This is a genomic window from Shigella sp. FC1661 (assembly GCF_001712525.1).
Lineage (GTDB): Bacteria > Pseudomonadota > Gammaproteobacteria > Enterobacterales > Enterobacteriaceae > Escherichia > Escherichia coli.
The window spans coordinates 1-17,710 of record NZ_MDGW01000310.1 but is presented as its reverse complement, the minus strand read 5'-3'; the positions used below and the strand labels follow the sequence as shown (position 1 = coordinate 17,710).

The following is a 17,710-nucleotide window of genomic DNA, read 5'->3' as shown; positions in this document are numbered from 1 at the left end:
AGGGGCGAGGGAATAGTCCGCGCGCTTTTATTGCAATGTCATCAATCGTTCAATTAACTCATCGACAGCAGTTGGTTGGCACGGCCTGCGTTATCATCGACGCTGCTGATCACCTTCATCTGCATTTCAAAACGCCGCGCGCTGGCAATCATGTCGCTCATTGCCGCAACGGCATTGACGTTACTGCCTTCCAGAACCCCCGACATCACACGCAAGGTTGGATCTGCCTGCAGTACCGGCCCTCGCGTGGCCTGGGTTTCTGCGCTTAAACGAAAAATGCCGTCGTCACCGCGCTGCACTTCGCTGCCCGTGGCTTTCACCAGTTTCAGACGCCCTACTGGCGCAACTGTATTTGCCGGATCGCCCGGATTGAGCGCCGAGATTGTGCCATCGGCAGCAATAGTGATTTCCGCTCCTTCCGGCACAGCAATTGGCCCCGCCTCGCCTATCACCTGATGCCCCTGAATTGTCAGTTGCCCGGTGGGATCAACCTGAATGCTGCCATTACGCGTATACCCTTCGCTGCCGTCAGCGGTCTGCACGGCCAGCCAGCCATCCTGCTGCAACGCAACGTCCAGCGGGCGCGAGGTGTAATCTATCTTGCCGGGCGTCATGTCTGCACCCGGTGTTGACGCCGTTACCAGCGTGCGCGTGGGCAGTGAAAGCCCTTCCACCGGCACTGCGCGCAAGGCGTTTAACTGCGCGCGAAAACCGGGCGTAGAGGCATTGGCCAGATTACTGGCGGTTACCGCCTGTTGATTCAGCGTCTGGCTGGCTGCTCCCATCGCAGTATAAATTGCGTGATCCATTGAGCTATCCCGTCAGCGATTAGCGTAAGTTAACCAGCGTGTTGAGGATCTGGTCCTGGGTTTTGATGGTCTGGGCGTTAGACTGATAGTTACGCTGGGCAACGATCATATTGACCAGTTCTTTACTGAGATCGACGTTGGACGCTTCCAGCGCACCGTTGGTCAGGGTGCCAAAGTTTCCCGTCCCGGCTGTCCCCAACAGCGCCACGCCAGAAGATTGCGTCGCAGACCAGACGTTGTCGCCTTCGGATGCCAGACCTTCGTTGTTGGCAAAGTTCGCCAGTACAATCTGCCCCAGCAGTTGAGTTTGTTCGTTGGAATAGTTGCCGACAACCGTACCGTCATCATTGATTTGATAACTCACCAGATCACCCGGTTTGTAGCCGTTCTGGGGGGTTGCCACAATATTGTTAGCGCCGGTATTTTGCTGCATGGAGTTGAGGAAGCTCAGACTAAACGTGGCGGGGTCTGCACCGTTAATTGCGCCGGTTGCGATATTATTCGCCATCGCACCATCCACTAATGTGCCATTAGCATTAAATTCCAGTGTTGTCGCTGTCTTCGCAATGCTGTTTGGATCACTGCTATCCTGGGTGTAGACCTGCCAGTTATTATCCCCGGTCTTCACAAAGTAGACGCTCATGTCATGAGCATTACCCTGACTGTCGAAAACAGTCACCGAACCTTTTTTGTTATAGCTATCCGCATTGCTGGCGCTGAATGGCGTAACAGTAGGAAGCGGATCACTGGAATTCAGGTTGATCTGCATCGACGCCGTGGTGGTAGTTTTCGCTGCCATCAGGGTATTCGGGATCGAAATATTGGTCGGATTCGCCCCTTGCTGAATAGTCGGCGGCGTACCGGTTGCCGGGTAACCCGTCAGCTGTAAACCTTGCATATTCACCAGGTTACGGTTTTCATCCAGCTTAAATTGTCCGTTACGGCTGTAGAACACCGAACCGTTGCTGTCTACCAGACGGAAAAAACCGTTCTGGCTGATAGCAACGTCCAGACCTCGCCCGGTGTTGGTGGTCGTGCCATCTGTAAAGTCCTGAGTGATACCGGCAACTTTTACCCCCAGTCCCACTTTCGAACCGGCAAACATATCGGCAAAAGAGGCCGTGCCTGATTTAAAGCCGTAGGTGGCGGAGTTGACGATATTGTTGCCAATAACATCGAGGTTAGTGGCGGCAGCGTTTAATCCGCTAACCGCTTGAGAAAAGGCCATGACTGACTCCTGAAATGTGAAGGCTTAAATTATCTGCCGTACTTCGTCGAGGGTGGTGGTGCCGTAAGTGCCGAGATCCAGCGTATTACCGCTGTTGCCGCGGATCACACCCTGCACCAGAGCAAACTGCAGCGGCTGGGCAACCAGTTGTGTACCACCGTTACTGGCGGTAATCGCTACATTGTAAGAACCGTTCGGCGCAGTGCTGCCATCAGTCAACGTACCGTCCCAGGTGAAACTGTGAACTCCGGCGGTCAGTTCACCAATATCAATGGTGCGCACAACCGCGCCATTTTTATCGGTGATGGTGGCCGTAACTTTGTCTGCCGCCTGTTGCAGCTCAACACCAAACGGCGTGGTCGTGGTCACAGCCCCTTCTTCACTGCCGGTTCCCGCAAGAACAGTTGTGCCGGGGATCATCACGCCGTGACCGATCAGGTTACTGGCCTGTAACGACTGGCTGTTATCAATCTGTCCGGAAATAGATCCGAGCGTGGTATTGAGTTTTTCAATCCCGCTGACCGTGCTGATTTGTGCCAATTGCGACGTCAGCTCGTTGTTTTCCATTGGATTGGTCGGGTCCTGGTTTTTCAGCTGCGCCACCAGCAAAGTCAGAAAACTGCTTTGTAAATCTGCGGCGTTGCTGCCCGTGAGCGAACTACTGCTGGTGGTACTGACGCCGGTATTTGTCGGATCGGTGGTGGTTACCGCAATGGACATAGCTTTCTCCTTTATTGACCGAGCGTAAGGGTTTTCAGCATCATGCTTTTCACCGTGTTGAGCACTTCAACATTGGCCTGATAGCTGCGTGACGCCGACATGGTGTTAACCATCTCTCCGACAACATCAACGTTCGGCATTTTTACGTAGCCCTTTGCATCCGCCAGCGGATTACCCGGTTCATAAACCAGTTTGTCCGGGGCCTGACTTTCTATAACATCGGCAACCTTTACGCCGCCTGTCGCAGCACCTGGTGCAGCGTTAACCTGGAATACCACCTGTTTTGCCCGATATGGCTGTCCATCGGGACCGGTCACGCTATCAGCATTCGCCAGATTACTGGCCGCCACGTTCAGGCGCTGGGACTGGGCAGTTAACGCCGACCCGGCGATATCAAAAATATTCAGCAGTGCCATCCGTTAATTTCCGCTCTGTAAAACGTTCATCATGCCTTTGATTTGCCCGCTCAACGCACTAAGGCTCATCTGGTATTGCAGGCTGTTATCGGCAAACTGGGTGCGTTCGCGATCCATATCGACGGTATTACCGTCAAGCGAAGGCTGGTCCGGAATGCGGTATTGCAGTTCTGCGGTAGGAGGCGTCAGCGCCTGCGCCGGAATGTGTTGCGTTGAGGTCATCGTCAGAGCAACCACACTGGTTGCATCCCGTCCACGTTGCATGACTTTTTTAAGTTCACTGGCAAAATCGATATCGCGCGCCTGATAACCAGGGGTATCGGCATTGGCGATGTTTGCTGCCAGCACTTCCTGACGCTGGGCGCGCAGATTGAGCGCCTCTTGTTGAAAACGTAAGGCGGCGTCGAGCTTATCGAGCATATCTCCTCCGCAGGTATCAAAATTCTGCCATCAGCTTAAATGCCTTTACGCGCGCGTTATCGGCGGAATAAACGCAAAATGGGTCGCTATTTATGCCGTTGATGACCATTGGGGACGGGTACAATTCACGTTGTAGAAATAGCTGGGGGGCGAAAATGCTGGCAATAAAACGTAGCGTGGCGATCATCGCGATACTGTTCAGTCCGTTAAGTGCGGCGAGCAATCTCACATCGCAATTGCACACCTTTTTTAGCGCCCAGCTCGTGGGGGTAAGTGATGAGGTTCGTGTTTCTATTCGTACAGCCCCCAATCTACTACCGCCGTGCGAGCAGCCATTGCTTTCGATGAGCAATAATTCCCGCCTGTGGGGCAATGTGAATGTGTTGGCACGCTGCGGTAACGACAAACGATATTTACAGGTTAATGTGCAGGCCACAGGAAATTATGTGGTTGCCGCGATGCCCATTGTGCGGGGAGGAAAGCTGGAAGCTGGCAATGTCAAACTAAAACGCGGACGACTGGATACCCTGCCACCGCGTACGGTGCTGGATATCAATCAACTTGTTGATGCCATTAGCCTACGCGATCTATCACCCGATCAACCAATCCAATTAACCCATTTTCGCCAGGCATGGCGGGTAAAAGCGGGACAACGCGTCAACGTGATCGCCAGCGGTGACGGGTTTAGCGCCAACGCAGAAGGTCAGGCGCTGAACAATGCAGCCGTCGCACAGAATGCGCGGGTGCGCATGGTATCGGGACTGGTGGTCAGCGGCGTTGTTGATGCAGATGGGAATATTCTTATAAACCTGTAAGCTGTTAAAGATTACCCGTCCCTTGCCGATAAATAAGCAACACATGATAAAAGCGCCCTCAATGAGGAATAAACCATGAGTATTGATCGCACTTCGCCTCTGAATCCCGTAAGCACCGTTCAACCGCGCGAAACCACTGACGCGCCGGTAACGAACACCCGGGCGGCAAAAACAACCGACTCCACCAGCACCAGCACCAGTGTGACGTTAAGCGACGCGCAAGCAAAACTGATGCAACCCGGCAGCAGTGATATCAATCTTGAACGTGTCGAAGCGTTAAAACTGGCGATTCGTAACGGTGAACTAAAAATGGACATCGGCAAAATTGCCGATGCGCTGATCAACGAAGCTCAGCAAGACTTGCAGAGTAACTGATCGTATGACACGTCTTGCAGAGATCCTTGACCAGATGTCCGCTGTGCTTAACGATCTCAAAACGGTAATGGATCAAGAGCAGCAACATCTCTCTATGGGGCAGATCAACGGCAGCCAGTTGCAATGGATTACAGAACAAAAAAGCTCACTGCTGGCGACGCTGGATTACCTCGAACAGTTACGCAAGAAAGAACCCAATACAGCAAATAGCGTTGATATTAGTCAACGCTGGCAGGAAATTACTGTGAAAACGCAGCAACTACGCCAAATGAATCAACATAACGGTTGGTTACTGGAAGGACAGATTGAGCGCAATCAACAGGCGCTGGAAATGTTGAAACCGCATCAGGAACCGACGCTATATGGGGCGAACGGTCAGACCTCAACAACCCATCGCGGCGGTAAAAAGATTTCGATCTGAAGATTATCTCGCCTGCACTGCAGGCCGGAATGCATTGTTACACCGTCCGGCGGGCAAATTCTTTAACTTTGAAGCCCAGTACCGCCAGTGCAGCGAAGTACGCGGCAATCCCCGCCAGCACGACCGCCATTAAACGCAGTAAGCGCCAGGGCATGGTACCCAATGACCACTCCGGCATGATATGTAACATACCTAAAAGCACGCCAGACATCACCAGTACCGCCACCACCAGACGCAACAGAAACGCCATCCAGCCGGGTTGCGGAGTAAAGATTTTCTGCTTACGCAACTGCCAGTAAAGCAGCGAAGCATTCAGACACGCCGCCAGACCAATAGAAAGTGACAGCCCGGCATGTTTCAACGGACCAATAAACGCCAGGTTCATCAATTGCGTTAAAATCAGCGTAACGATGGCAATTTTCACTGGCGTTTTAATGTCCTGGCGGGAATAAAAGCCAGGAGCCAACACTTTCACTACAATCAGGCCAATCAAACCCACCGAGTAGGCAATTAACGCCCGCTGGGTCATCAGCGCATCAAACGCGGTAAATTTACCGTACTGGAACAGCGAAACGGTTAACGGACCTGAAAGAATGCCCAACGCAACCGCACTCGGCAGCGCCAACAGGAAACAAAGACGCAACCCCCAGTCCATCAAACGGTTGTATTCATCATGATTGCCACTGGCAAAACTTTTCGACAGCGACGGCAGCAAAATGGTGCCAAGCGCCACGCCCAGCACACCGGACGGAAACTCCATTAAGCGGTCGGCGTAATACATCCAAGACACCGAACCGGAAGCAAGAAACGAGGCAAAAATGGTGTTGATGATTAAGGAGATCTGGCTCACAGAGACGCCAAGGATCGCCGGTCCCATCTGTTTCACCACGCGCATTGCTCCGGCATCGTGGAAGTTAATGCGCGGCAGGACCAGCATGCCGATCTTCTTCAGGTGCGGTAGCTGATACACCAGCTGCAGGATGCCGCCGACCGTAACAGCCCACGCCAGCGCCAGCACCGGTGGGTTAAAGTACGGTGCGGCAAACAGCGCGAAACCAATCATGCTGATGTTAAGCAGTGTTGGCGCAAACGCCGGAATCGAGAAGCGGTTCCACGTATTCAGAATCGCTCCCACCAGCGACGCCAGGGAGATCAGCAAGATATAGGGAAAGGTAATCTTTAGTAGCTGGCTGGTCAGGGCAAATTTGTCAGCTGTGTCAGCGAAGCCTGGCGCGGTCACCATGATCACCCACGGTGCGGCGAGCATGCCAGCGACCGTCACAACCGCCAGCGCAAGTGTCAGCAGGCCAGAAACATAAGAGACAAAGACCCGCGTGGCGTCTTCACCCTGCTTACTTTTATATTCCGCCAGAATCGGTACAAATGCCTGGGAAAATGCCCCTTCGGCAAAGATACGGCGTAACAAGTTAGGAAGTTTAAAAGCGACGAAAAAGGCGTCGGTTGCCATCCCTGCGCCAAAGATTCTGGCGACAATTGCGTCTCGTGCGAAGCCAAGCACACGCGAAAACATGGTCATCGAGCTGACGGCGGCCAGCGATTTTAATAAATTCATCGGTGTTCTAATCCAGACCAACGGGCAAAACGCCTGCAAGACAGGCGCTGAAAGAGGCGAATAGTCTACCTGGATTATGGTGAATTGCTACCGCCAGATGTTACAGGGTTTATTCACTCATCGCATCGCGCCAGATCTTGTCAACGATACGTTGCGCCAGCACGGCCTATTCGCCGGCGGTTTGCGGAACTGTCTGATTTTGCACTCATTCAATGAAGTGCCGCGCACAGCCGACAAATCCACGTTGTTCAAGAGTGCTCTGCCAACCAGGAATCGGTTTATGCACTACGCCCTGCCCGCGCTCCTCACGCCATTCGCGCATATCCGTAATGTCGATGAGCGCACCGTCAGTCACGGCCTGCACGGTTTCACGCTGACTTCCGGCACGGCGATGCATACAGGTGGTGATCTGCAAAGGACCGGCCGAAAAATGGTGCTCGGCAAACAGCATTTCGCCAGCGTCGTTAGTCAGTAGCGTACCGCCATCCAGAGAGGCTTTGCCGCCCGACAACCACAGCGCGGTATCCACCACATGCAGATAATCATCCAGCAACGTGAAATAAAGATCGTGTGGCCCGACACTATTGCTACGATGTTTATCCATTCTTAGCGAAGCTGCGGTAGCGAGTTGCGTTTTTAACTCACCGTAGAGTGGTGCGAAACGACGGTTAAAACCGACCATCAACGTCTGTTTTTTCCGCGCCGCCAGTTCCACCAGCCGTTCAGCATCGCGCAGATTTTCTGCCAGCGGTTTATCGACACAGACATGTACACCCGCATTGAGTAACGTACTGACCACGTCAAAGTGGCTGGCGGTGCTGGAATGCACAAAAACCGCATCGCAACTGGCGGCAAGGCTGGATAACGAATCGGCATAAGGAATGCGCCAGCTTTCACAAATTGGCAGGGCTTTCGCGCGCGTAGGCGACCAGGCTCCTTGTAACATCCAGTCAGACGCTGCCGCCAGCACCGGTAACCACGCTTTTTGCGCAATGCCGCCTAATCCCACAACGCCGATACGTAATTTTTTCACTTTAATCTCCCAGATGGGCCAGCAACGAATCAAGACGCGGTTTCAGTTCTGCCACTTCGATTTCCAGGGCTTCGACGCGGGCCTGTAAATCACCATCAACCGCGTTCGACATATCCGTTACCGCCGGCTGATCCTCTACCTCACCACTGAAAAGATGCATGTAGCGGCTTTCGCGTTTACCCGGTTCGCGGGCCAGACGCACCACAAAAGGACCATCTTCGCGATTTGCCAGTTGTTCCAGCGTCGACTCCACTTCCGCCATATCGCTGAATTCATACATTCGCGCGGCGCGGCTGCGCAGTTCACCCGGCGTCTGGGCACCACGCAATAACAACGTGGTGATTAACGCCACTTCCGCTGCGCTCAGTTTCAGATCGCCAAATTCTGAATTACAAAAACGTTGTTCATATTTGGTGACCCGATTACCAAAGCCACTCACCGTGCGCAGATAATGGCGTTTGACCAGATTATCCAGTTGCTCCTGCACTTCAGATTCACTCAGATTCATGACCGGTTCACGGTTCGTTTTCTGATTACAGGCCGTGACTACACCATTGACTGAGAGCGGGTATTGCTCCGGCGTGGTCACCTGCTTTTCCAGCAAGCAACCAATCACGCGAGCTTCAAGGGCAGTAAGTTGATATTTCATGAGATTCTCCTTAGCGGCCGGGCGTCCAGTCTGGGGTAGTTAATGCCGTCAGTACGTGATCGCGCCATTGTCCATCAATCAACAGATAGTCTTTCGCATAGCCTTCTTTTTCAAAACCCAGTCGCGCCAGTAAATCACCGCTGCGTTTATTGTGCGGCATATAATTAGCCATAATGCGATGAATATGTTGGGTGCGCTGCATATAACGAATGGCTGCGGTCAGGGCTTCAAACATGAGTCCTTTGCCCTGCCATTTTTGCCCAATCGAATAACCGAGATAGCAGGCATGAAAAGAGCCACGAACAACATTGGAAAAATTGGCAACGCCAATAATCTCTTTTTCGTCCGGGTCGAATAAGCCAAAGTAGAAAGCTGAACCTTGTTTATGAAATTCGTTAATCATCCCCAGCCTGGCCTGCCAGCCTGATGGATAACAGTGGCTTTCGTCGCGCACTGGCTCCCAGGGCTTGAGGAAATGGCGATTCTCTGCGTAATAATCCGCAAGACGCCAGGCATCACGATCATGCACCAGACGCACGACCAGTCGGTCTGTGGTTAAGCGCACTTTTGGCACGTTACTGCGATAGCCAAACATTCTATACCTACTCCTTCCCGTAACGTCTTTAATACGCTGTAAGTATTACTATACCTGCGCAACCAGACCCTGTGAAAAGTCCAAAATGCCATTTTCTGCATTATTCACATATTTGATAAAAACTCTCTATCAAAGCGACGTTTTGATAAAAAAATATTGTCCCCGAAGTGATGGGAAAAGTCTTAGCGGCAATGCAGAATAGAAAGTGCTCATCTTTTATTTCCCGGGAGGGGAAATGTCCCGCGTATCGCAGGCGAGGAACCTGGGTAAATATTTCCTGCTCATCGATAATATGCTGGTCGTGCTGGGGTTCTTTGTTGTCTTCCCGCTGATCTCTATCCGCTTCGTTGATCAAATGGGCTGGGCCGCCGTCATGGTCGGTATTGCTCTCGGTCTACGCCAGTTTATTCAGCAAGGTCTGGGTATTTTCGGCGGCGCAATTGCCGACCGCTTTGGTGCCAAACCGATGATTGTTACCGGTATGCTGATGCGCGCCGCCGGATTCGCAACAATGGGTATCGCCCACGAACCGTGGCTATTGTGGTTTTCATGCCTGCTCTCGGGACTCGGCGGCACGTTGTTTGATCCGCCGCGTTCGGCGCTGGTGGTGAAACTAATCCGTCCACAACAACGTGGTCGTTTTTTCTCGCTGTTGATGATGCAGGACAGTGCCGGTGCGGTCATTGGCGCATTGTTGGGGAGCTGGCTGTTGCAATACGACTTTCGCCTGGTCTGCGCCACAGGGGCCGTTTTGTTTGTGCTGTGTGCGGCGTTCAATGCGTGGTTGTTACCGGCATGGAAACTCTCCACCGTACGCACGCCCGTTCGCGAAGGCATGACCCGCGTGATGCGTGACAAGCGTTTTGTCACCTATGTCCTGACGCTGGCGGGTTACTACATGCTGGCTGTACAAGTGATGCTGATGCTGCCAATTATGGTCAACGACGTGGCTGGCGCGCCCTCTGCCGTTAAATGGATGTATGCCATTGAAGCGTGTCTGTCGTTAACGTTGCTCTACCCTATCGCCCGCTGGAGTGAAAAGCATTTTCGTCTGGAACACCGGTTGATGGCTGGGCTGTTGATAATGTCATTAAGCATGATGCCGGTGGGCATGGTCAGCGGCCTGCAACAACTTTTCACCCTGATTTGTCTGTTTTATATCGGGTCGATCATTGCCGAGCCTGCGCGTGAAACCTTAAGTGCTTCGCTGGCGGACGCAAGAGCTCGCGGCAGCTATATGGGGTTTAGCCGTCTGGGTCTGGCGATTGGCGGCGCTATTGGTTATATCGGTGGTGGCTGGCTGTTTGACCTGGGCAAATCGGCGCACCAGCCAGAGCTTCCGTGGATGATGCTGGGAATTATTGGCATCTTCACTTTCCTTGCGCTGGGTTGGCAGTTTAGTCAGAAACGCGCCGCGCGTCGTTTGCTGGAACGCGACGCCTGATTTGATACTCCCCCCTGACTCCTCCATACTGAAAGTGAACTGACAGCCAAATGGAGGAGTCACGTGAAGCTATACATTTACGATCACTGCCCTTACTGCCTCAAAGCCCGCATGATTTTCGGCCTGAAAAATATCCCCGTCGAATTACATGTTCTGCTCAACGACGACGCAGAAACACCCACCCGGATGGTCGGTCAAAAACAGGTTCCCATTCTGCAAAAAGATGACAGCCGCTATATGCCAGAAAGCATGGATATCGTTCACTATGTCGATAAACTCGACGGCAAACCGTTACTGACCGGCAAACGTTCCCCTGCCATTGAAGAGTGGCTGCGCAAGGTCAATGGCTACGCCAACAAACTGCTGTTGCCGCGTTTTGCCAAATCGGCATTTGATGAGTTTTCTACTCCCGCCGCGCGCAAATATTTCGTCGACAAGAAAGAGGCCAGCGCGGGTAATTTTGCCGACCTGCTGGCCCACTCTGACGGTCTGATTAAGAATATCAGCGATGATTTGCGTGCGCTGGACAAACTGATCGTCAAACCGAACGCCGTGAATGGCGAACTTTCGGAAGATGATATTCAGCTATTTCCGCTACTGCGTAATCTGACGTTGGTAGCCGGAATCAACTGGCCAAGCCGCGTTGCTGATTACCGCGATAATATGGCGAAACAGACACAAATCAATTTGTTATCATCAATGGCGATTTAATCCTGACCCGCCGCGGCAGCCTGTATTCGCGGGTTGCCGCCGTTTTCAGTTTTTTCTGCTGGCGAGTTTATCGCTGGTGACACATGCTGCGTTGTGTCAGGATATTGACGCAGATTTCATGTCGAGGACTACCATGAACAAGTTTTTATTTGCCGCTGCATTGATCGTCAGTGGCCTGCTCGTTGGCTGTAATCAACTCACCCAATACACCATCACCGAACAAGAAATTAACCAGTCGCTTGCGAAACATAATAATTTCTCAAAAGATATCGGTTTACCCGGCGTGGCTGACGCCCATATTGTTCTGACAAACTTGACCAGCCAAATTGGTCGCGAAGAGCCGAATAAGGTTACCCTAACCGGAGACGCCAATCTGGACATGAACTCCCTGTTCGGTAGTCAGAAAGCGACCATGAAACTGAAGCTGAAAGCGCTGCCCGTGTTTGATAAAGAAAAAGGTGCGATCTTCCTGAAAGAGATGGAAGTGGTCGATGCGACGGTACAACCGGAAAAAATGCAAACGGTGATGCAAACGTTGCTTCCCTATTTGAACCAGGCATTACGCAATTACTTTAACCAGCAACCTGCTTACGTCCTGCGCGAAGATGGCAGTCAGGGCGAAGCAATGGCGAAAAAACTGGCGAAAGGCATTGAAGTGAAGCCAGGCGAAATTGTCATTCCGTTTACGGATTAATGACGAGGGCGCATTCGCGCCCTTTATTTTTCGTGCAAAGGAAAACGTTTCCGCTTATCCTTTGTGTCCGGCAAAAACATCCCTTCAGCCGGAGCATAGAGATTAATGACTGCACCATCCCAGGTATTAAAGATCCGCCGCCCAGACGACTGGCACCTTCACCTCCGCGATGGCGACATGTTAAAAACTGTCGTGCCGTATACCAGCGAAATTTATGGACGGGCTATTGTAATGCCCAATCTGGCTCCGCCCGTGACCACTGTTGAGGCTGCCGTGGCGTATCGCCAGCGTATTCTTGATGCCGTACCTGCCGGGCACAATTTCACCCCATTGATGACCTGTTATTTAACAGATTCGCTGGATCCTAATGAGCTGGAGCGCGGATTTAACGAAGGCGTGTTCACCGCTGCAAAACTTTATCCAGCAAACGCAACCACTAACTCCAGCCACGGCGTGACGTCAATTGACGCAATCATGCCGGTACTTGAGCGCATGGAAAAAATCGGTATGCCGCTACTGGTGCATGGTGAAGTGACACATGCAGATATCGACATTTTTGATCGTGAAGCGCACTTTATAGAAAGCGTGATGGAACCTCTGCGCCAGCGCCTGACTGCGCTGAAAGTCGTTTTTGAGCACATCACCACCAAAGATGCTGCCGACTATGTCCATGACGGAAATGAACGGCTGGCTGCCACCATCACTCCGCAGCATCTGATGTTTAACCGCAACCATATGCTGGTTGGTGGCGTGCGTCCGCACCTGTATTGTTTACCCATCCTCAAACGCAATATTCACCAACAGGCATTGCGTGAACTGGTCGCCAGCGGTTTTAATCGAGTATTCCTCGGTACGGATTCTGCGCCACATGCACGTCATCGCAAAGAGAGCAGTTGTGGCTGCGCGGGCTGCTTCAACGCCCCAACCGCGCTGGGCAGTTACGCTACCGTCTTTGAAGAGATGAATGCTCTGCAGCACTTTGAAGCATTCTGTTCTGTAAACGGCCCGCAGTTCTATGGCTTGCCGGTCAACGATACATTCATCGAACTGGTACGTGAAGAGCAACAGGTTGCTGAAAGCATCGCACTGACTGATGACACCCTGGTGCCATTCCTCGCCGGGGAAACGGTACGCTGGTCCGTTAAACAATAAAAATCGTAGCTTCCTGTTGTCATTAGGTTATTTTAACTGTATAAATAACCAGTATATTCAACAGGGGGCTATTATGCGAATTGAAGTCACCATAGCGAAAACTTCTCCATTGCCAGCTGGGGCTATTGACGCCCTGGCTGGCGAACTTTCCCGCCGTATTCAGTATGCGTTTCCTGATAATGAAGGCCACGTATCGGTACGTTATGCCGCAGCGAATAATTTATCGGTTATTGGCGTAACAAAAGAAGATAAACAGCGCATTAGCGAAATTCTCCAGGAAACGTGGGAAAGCGCCGATGACTGGTTTGTCAGCGAATAATATGCAGTGATTTTTGTTTTTGCCGGGTCGCCCCGGCTTTTTTATTTTACTTACAAATTTTGAGTACAAAATTTCTACACTTCCTCAAAATAATTGCACAATATGCTAAAAAAATATGAATGACATGCTGTTTTATTGTTCATATAAATCTTAAAAGCAGAAATTTATCTGTTCCCCCCTTTAAAAATTCGGTGAATACCCTTACTTATTGGTATACTGAAGTTGCTTCAGATAAAAACGCATTGAACCTCGAATAACGTTGTCTAGTAACACGAATTAGGGGGCCATGATGGAAAAAAATAATGAAGTCATTCAGACTCATCCGCTCGTAGGGTGGGACATCAGCACCGTTGATAGCTATGATGCGCTGATGTTGCGTTTGCACTACCAGACCCCAAATAAGTCCGAGCAGGAAGGGACTGAAGTTGGTCAGACGCTCTGGTTAACCACTGATGTTGCCAGACAATTTATTTCGATATTAGAAGCAGGAATCGCCAAAATTGAATCCGGTGATTTCCCGGTAAACGAGTATCGGCGTCATTAACATGACATGACCATCCACCCAAAAGGCACCTCACCGGTGCCTTTACCATTTCTGGGTTGTATATCTGCATTCAGTTAATTACTCTGCTTAAACCATGAGAGCAGAGAGAAAAAAATGAAATACGATCTCATCATTATTGGCAGCGGTTCCGTAGGCGCTGCCGCCGGGTATTATGCAACCCGCGCCGGTTTAAACGTGCTAATGACCGACGCCCATATGCCACCGCATCAACACGGCAGCCACCACGGCGATACGCGATTAATTCGCCATGCTTATGGTGAAGGCGAAAAGTATGTCCCGTTGGTCCTCCGCGCGCAAACGCTGTGGGATGAACTTTCCCGCCACAACGAAGATGATCCCATTTTTGTACGCTCTGGTGTCATTAACCTCGGCCCGGCTGACTCCGCATTTCTCGCCAACGTCGCCCACAGCGCCGAACAGTGGCAACTCAACGTTGAAAAGCTCGATGCGCAAGGGATTATGGCCCGCTGGCCAGAAATACGCGTCCCGGACAACTACATCGGCTTATTTGAGACTGATTCCGGTTTTTTGCGCAGCGAACTGGCGATTAAAACCTGGATCCAACTGGCGAAGGAAGCGGGCTGTGCGCAACTGTTCAACTGCCCGGTCACCGCAATTCGTCATGACGATGATGGCGTAACTATTGAAACCGTTGACGGTGAGTATCAGGCGAAAAAAGCGATTGTCTGCGCGGGAACATGGGTAAAAGACCTGCTCCCGGAGCTGCCTGTCCAGCCTGTACGTAAAGTATTTGCCTGGTATCAGGCCGATGGCCGCTATAGCGTGAAGAATAAATTCCCGGCGTTTACCGGTGAACTGCCCAATGGCGATCAATATTATGGTTTTCCGGCAGAAAACGACGCGTTGAAGATTGGCAAACATAACGGAGGCCAGGTTATCCATTCAGCGGATGAACGTGTTCCGTTTGCGGAAGTGGTCAGCGATGGTTCGGAAGCCTTCCCGTTCTTGCGCAATGTATTGCCGGGTATCGGTTGCTGCCTGTACGGCGCTGCCTGCACCTATGATAATTCGCCTGACGAAGATTTTATTATCGATACCCTACCCGGCCACGATAATACACTGCTCATTACCGGCCTGAGTGGGCACGGTTTTAAATTTGCGTCAGTTTTAGGGGAAATAGCTGCCGATTTTGCGCAAGACAAAAAAAGCGATTTTGATTTGACGCCATTCAGGCTTTCCCGCTTCCAATAATCATCATTACGCCTCCAGAATGAGGCCGTTTTTACAGGAGTATTTAATGCGTCGGCTGTTGCACTATCTCATCAATAATATTCGCGAGCATCTGATGCTTTATCTTTTTCTCTGGGGATTGTTGGCAATTATGGATCTGATCTATGTGTTTTATTTTTAGTTTTCCGCACTGACATAAACTGACAAATATTTAATCTCCCTTTCTTTTAGCGTGAAAATTGAATGAGATTATTCCTGCTTCTACAGCACTTACCAGACATCTCTGATGCTGAACCCACTAAACTTATGAAGATTCTTTCATTATTAATTCAAAATTATTGAAATAAAAATAAATATCATTCAATTTGTTATTTTTGTGTTGCAATTCATTCTCCGACACGCCATTTTCTTTCTCTCGCAAATTCGTATTGGATGCACTTATGTCATTCACAAATACCCCTGAACGCTATGGTGTTATATCTGCGGCCTTCCATTGGCTAAGCGCAATTATTGTCTACGGCATGTTTGCTTTAGGTCTGTGGATGGTCACGCTCAGTTATTACGATGGCTGGTATCACAAAGCACCCGAACTGCATAAAAGCATCGGTATTTTGTTAATGATGGGGCTGGTTATTCGCGTTCTGTGGCGTGTCATATCTCCACCGCCGGGTCCGCTGCCGAGTTATTCGCCCATGACTCGTCTTGCCGCAAAGGCTGGACATCTCGCATTGTACCTATTGCTGTTCGCCATCGGCATCAGCGGCTATCTGATCTCAACTGCCGATGGTAAACCGATCAGCGTTTTTGGCTGGTTTGACGTCCCCGCGACCCTTGCCGACGCTGGCGCACAGGCAGACTTTGCCGGTGCCCTGCATTTTTGGCTCGCGTGGAGCGTCGTAGTACTGTCCGTTATGCACGGATTTATGGCCCTGAAGCATCATTTCATCGATAAAGACGACACTCTGAAGCGCATGCTGGGAAAGTCGTCATCTGACTATGGAGTATAAAAAATGAAAAAAAGCCTGCTTGGTTTAACCTTCGCGTCCCTGATGTTCTCTGCCGGTTCAGCGGTTGCCGCCGATTACAAAATTGACAAAGAAGGTCAGCACGCCTTTGTTAATTTCCGCATCCAGCACCTTGGCTATAGCTGGTTATACGGCACCTTTAAAGATTTCGACGGTACTTTTACCTTTGACGAAAAAAATCCGGCTGCCGATAAAGTGAATGTGACAATTAACACCACCAGCGTCGATACTAATCACGCCGAACGCGATAAACATCTTCGCAGTGCAGATTTCCTCAATACCGCAAAATATCCACAGGCAACATTCACCTCCACCAGCGTGAAGAAAGACGGTGACGAACTGGATATTACCGGCGATCTGACGCTGAATGGCGTAACCAAACCCGTCACGCTGGAAGCGAAATTAATTGGTCAGGGCGACGACCCATGGGGTGGTAAACGTGCAGGCTTCGAGGCCGAAGGCAAAATTAAGCTCAAGGACTTCAATATCAAGACAGATTTAGGTCCAGCTTCTCAGGAAGTGGATCTGATTATTTCAGTGGAAGGCGTACAGCAGAAGTAAGCGTGAAATGTTGCCGGATGGCACGCATCCGGCAATGATATTTATTCTGTTGGATCAGGAATGCCCAGTGTTGTATTCAGACGTCCACGAGACTTATTAAAGATCTTATTGCCATTTTCACGTCCTGCCCGACGGCGTCGCTGTTCTTCTGGCGGTAACGCGCTTTCTTCGCAGCAAATCTCACTACAACAACCTTTGTATTTTTCCGCGCATACTGGACACTGAATAAACAGCAGGTGGCAGCCATCATTTTTACAGTTGGTATGGCTGTCGCACGGCGCGCCGCACTGGTGGCAATGCGCGATAATCTCATCCGATATACGTTCGCCCATCCGCTCGTCAAAAACAAAATTTTTGCCAATAAAACGCACCGGCAAGCCCTGCTCGCGCGCCTTACGGGCGTATTCAATAATTCCGCCCTCGATATGCCAGACTTTGTTGAATCCGTTATGTTTCATCCAAGCACTGGCCTTTTCACAACGAATGCCGCCGGTGCAGTACATGACGATTTTTTTATCTTTATGTGCCTGCATCATCTCGACTGCTTTTGGCAGCTGCTCACGGAAGGTATCTGCCGGAATTTCGAGCGCGTTTTCAAAGTGCCCCACTTCATACTCATAGTGGTTACGCATGAAGTGGCACACTGAATTTGGCCACCTGAACAGAGGTGATATGCTCACCTCAGAACAACACTGGTGCTCCAATGAAAAAAAGAAATTTTAGCGCAGAGTTTAAACGCGAATCCGCTCAACTGGTTGTTGACCAGAAATACACGGTGGCAGATGCCGCCAAAGCTATGGATGTTGGCCTTTCCACAATGACAAGATGGGTCAAACAACTGCGTGATGAGCGTCAGGGCAAAACACCAAAAGCCTCTCCGATAACACCAGAACAAATCGAAATACGTAAGCTGAGGAAAAAGCTACAACGCATTGAAATGGAGAATGAAATATTAAAAAAGGCTACCGCGCTCTTGATGTCAGACTCCCTGAAC

The 17,710-nt window shown here is 50.8% G+C and carries 21 protein-coding genes and 3 pseudogenes; 14 read left to right on the top strand and 10 right to left on the bottom strand.

Annotation, left to right across the window (positions count from 1 at the left end; translation table 11 throughout):
• Window positions 1-53: 53 nt before the first annotated feature.
• Genes flgF through flgB form a run of 5 tightly spaced genes read right to left on the bottom strand, consistent with a single transcriptional unit; the run spans window position 54 to window position 3,593 of the window.
• A complete protein-coding gene (gene flgF / locus BFF42_RS16545) occupies window positions 54-809 on the bottom strand; it encodes a flagellar basal-body rod protein FlgF (RefSeq protein ID WP_000349290.1) in 756 nt (251 codons plus the stop codon).
• A 19-nt stretch (window positions 810-828) separates the two neighbouring features.
• A complete protein-coding gene (gene flgE, locus BFF42_RS16540) occupies window positions 829-2,037 on the bottom strand; it encodes a flagellar hook protein FlgE (RefSeq protein ID WP_000885895.1) in 1,209 nt (402 codons plus the stop codon).
• A gap of 24 nt (window positions 2,038-2,061) precedes the next feature.
• Window positions 2,062-2,757 carry a flagellar hook assembly protein FlgD gene (flgD, locus tag BFF42_RS16535; RefSeq protein ID WP_000020489.1) on the bottom strand — a complete coding sequence of 232 codons (696 nt, stop codon included), beginning with the start codon at window positions 2,755-2,757 and terminating at the stop codon, window positions 2,062-2,064.
• Between the two features lie 11 nt (window positions 2,758-2,768).
• Complete coding sequence (gene flgC, locus BFF42_RS16530) at window positions 2,769-3,173, bottom strand: flagellar basal body rod protein FlgC (RefSeq protein WP_001196460.1); 405 nt, start codon at window positions 3,171-3,173, stop codon at window positions 2,769-2,771.
• Between the two features lie 3 nt (window positions 3,174-3,176).
• Window positions 3,177-3,593: a flagellar basal body rod protein FlgB gene (flgB, locus tag BFF42_RS16525; RefSeq protein WP_000884702.1), complete on the bottom strand. Its 417-nt coding sequence runs from the start codon at window positions 3,591-3,593 to the stop codon at window positions 3,177-3,179.
• 155 nt (window positions 3,594-3,748) lie between these two features.
• On the opposite strand from flgB, the gene flgA reads away from it, so the two are divergent.
• The 3 genes from flgA to flgN all read left to right on the top strand — a co-directional run bounded on the left by flgA (window position 3,749) and on the right by flgN (window position 5,204).
• A complete protein-coding gene (gene flgA, locus BFF42_RS16520) occupies window positions 3,749-4,408 on the top strand; it encodes a flagellar basal body P-ring formation chaperone FlgA (RefSeq protein WP_000879692.1) in 660 nt (219 codons plus the stop codon).
• Between the two features lie 75 nt (window positions 4,409-4,483).
• A complete protein-coding gene (gene flgM / locus BFF42_RS16515; protein ID WP_039060288.1) occupies window positions 4,484-4,783 on the top strand; it encodes a flagellar biosynthesis anti-sigma factor FlgM in 300 nt (99 codons plus the stop codon).
• A 4-nt stretch (window positions 4,784-4,787) separates the two neighbouring features.
• Complete coding sequence (gene flgN, locus BFF42_RS16510) at window positions 4,788-5,204, top strand: flagella biosynthesis chaperone FlgN (RefSeq protein ID WP_000197340.1); 417 nt, start codon at window positions 4,788-4,790, stop codon at window positions 5,202-5,204.
• A 37-nt stretch (window positions 5,205-5,241) separates the two neighbouring features.
• Here flgN and murJ read toward each other — a convergent pair whose 3' ends face one another.
• From murJ to rimJ, 4 genes and pseudogenes are all read right to left on the bottom strand, one after another.
• Window positions 5,242-6,777: a murein biosynthesis integral membrane protein MurJ gene (murJ, locus tag BFF42_RS16505; protein WP_001050672.1), complete on the bottom strand. Its 1,536-nt coding sequence runs from the start codon at window positions 6,775-6,777 to the stop codon at window positions 5,242-5,244.
• Between the two features lie 166 nt (window positions 6,778-6,943).
• Window positions 6,944-7,810: pseudogene (locus tag BFF42_RS16500) on the bottom strand (Gfo/Idh/MocA family protein).
• 1 nt (window position 7,811) lies between these two features.
• Window positions 7,812-8,459, bottom strand: coding sequence for a YceH family protein (locus BFF42_RS16495; protein WP_000877115.1), 648 nt, complete (start codon window positions 8,457-8,459; stop codon window positions 7,812-7,814).
• 10 nt (window positions 8,460-8,469) lie between these two features.
• The gene (gene rimJ / locus BFF42_RS16490) at window positions 8,470-9,054 is read right to left on the bottom strand and encodes a ribosomal protein S5-alanine N-acetyltransferase (RefSeq protein ID WP_000468186.1); all 585 of its coding nucleotides are present in this window, start codon (window positions 9,052-9,054) and stop codon (window positions 8,470-8,472) included.
• 235 nt (window positions 9,055-9,289) lie between these two features.
• Here rimJ and mdtH point away from each other — a divergent pair, with 235 nt between their 5' ends.
• From mdtH to BFF42_RS16440, 10 genes are all read left to right on the top strand, one after another.
• Entirely contained in the window at window positions 9,290-10,498 is a 1,209-nt protein-coding gene (mdtH, locus tag BFF42_RS16485; RefSeq protein WP_000092206.1) for a multidrug efflux MFS transporter MdtH, read from the top strand.
• A gap of 63 nt (window positions 10,499-10,561) precedes the next feature.
• Window positions 10,562-11,209 carry a glutaredoxin 2 gene (grxB, locus tag BFF42_RS16480; RefSeq protein ID WP_000780912.1) on the top strand — a complete coding sequence of 216 codons (648 nt, stop codon included), beginning with the start codon at window positions 10,562-10,564 and terminating at the stop codon, window positions 11,207-11,209.
• A 133-nt stretch (window positions 11,210-11,342) separates the two neighbouring features.
• Window positions 11,343-11,903, top strand: a complete 561-nt coding sequence (locus tag BFF42_RS16475; RefSeq protein ID WP_001295443.1) for a lipoprotein — start codon at window positions 11,343-11,345, stop codon at window positions 11,901-11,903.
• Window positions 11,904-12,008: 105 nt separating this feature from the next.
• Window positions 12,009-13,055, top strand: a complete 1,047-nt coding sequence (gene pyrC / locus BFF42_RS16470; RefSeq protein WP_000126552.1) for a dihydroorotase — start codon at window positions 12,009-12,011, stop codon at window positions 13,053-13,055.
• A gap of 73 nt (window positions 13,056-13,128) precedes the next feature.
• Window positions 13,129-13,374, top strand: coding sequence for a DNA damage-inducible protein I (dinI, locus tag BFF42_RS16465; RefSeq protein ID WP_001217757.1), 246 nt, complete (start codon window positions 13,129-13,131; stop codon window positions 13,372-13,374).
• Window positions 13,375-13,663: 289 nt separating this feature from the next.
• Window positions 13,664-13,918, top strand: coding sequence for a biofilm formation regulator BssS (bssS, locus tag BFF42_RS16460; protein ID WP_000414437.1), 255 nt, complete (start codon window positions 13,664-13,666; stop codon window positions 13,916-13,918).
• A gap of 114 nt (window positions 13,919-14,032) precedes the next feature.
• Window positions 14,033-15,151: an N-methyl-L-tryptophan oxidase gene (solA, locus tag BFF42_RS16455; protein WP_000872815.1), complete on the top strand. Its 1,119-nt coding sequence runs from the start codon at window positions 14,033-14,035 to the stop codon at window positions 15,149-15,151.
• A 46-nt stretch (window positions 15,152-15,197) separates the two neighbouring features.
• Window positions 15,198-15,311 (top strand): YceO family protein, encoded by a 114-nt coding sequence (locus tag BFF42_RS16450; RefSeq protein WP_001253418.1) that lies wholly within the window; start codon window positions 15,198-15,200, stop codon window positions 15,309-15,311.
• A gap of 259 nt (window positions 15,312-15,570) precedes the next feature.
• The gene (locus BFF42_RS16445; RefSeq protein ID WP_000011108.1) at window positions 15,571-16,137 is read left to right on the top strand and encodes a cytochrome b; all 567 of its coding nucleotides are present in this window, start codon (window positions 15,571-15,573) and stop codon (window positions 16,135-16,137) included.
• A gap of 3 nt (window positions 16,138-16,140) precedes the next feature.
• Complete coding sequence (locus BFF42_RS16440; RefSeq protein ID WP_000749261.1) at window positions 16,141-16,716, top strand: YceI family protein; 576 nt, start codon at window positions 16,141-16,143, stop codon at window positions 16,714-16,716.
• A gap of 41 nt (window positions 16,717-16,757) precedes the next feature.
• Here BFF42_RS16440 and BFF42_RS16435 read toward each other — a convergent pair.
• A pseudogene (locus tag BFF42_RS16435) lies at window positions 16,758-17,351 on the bottom strand (rhodanese-like domain-containing protein); the annotation flags it as partial.
• A gap of 68 nt (window positions 17,352-17,419) precedes the next feature.
• Between BFF42_RS16435 and BFF42_RS16430 the strand changes: the two are divergent.
• Window positions 17,420-17,710 (top strand): annotated as a pseudogene (locus BFF42_RS16430) (transposase); the annotation flags it as partial.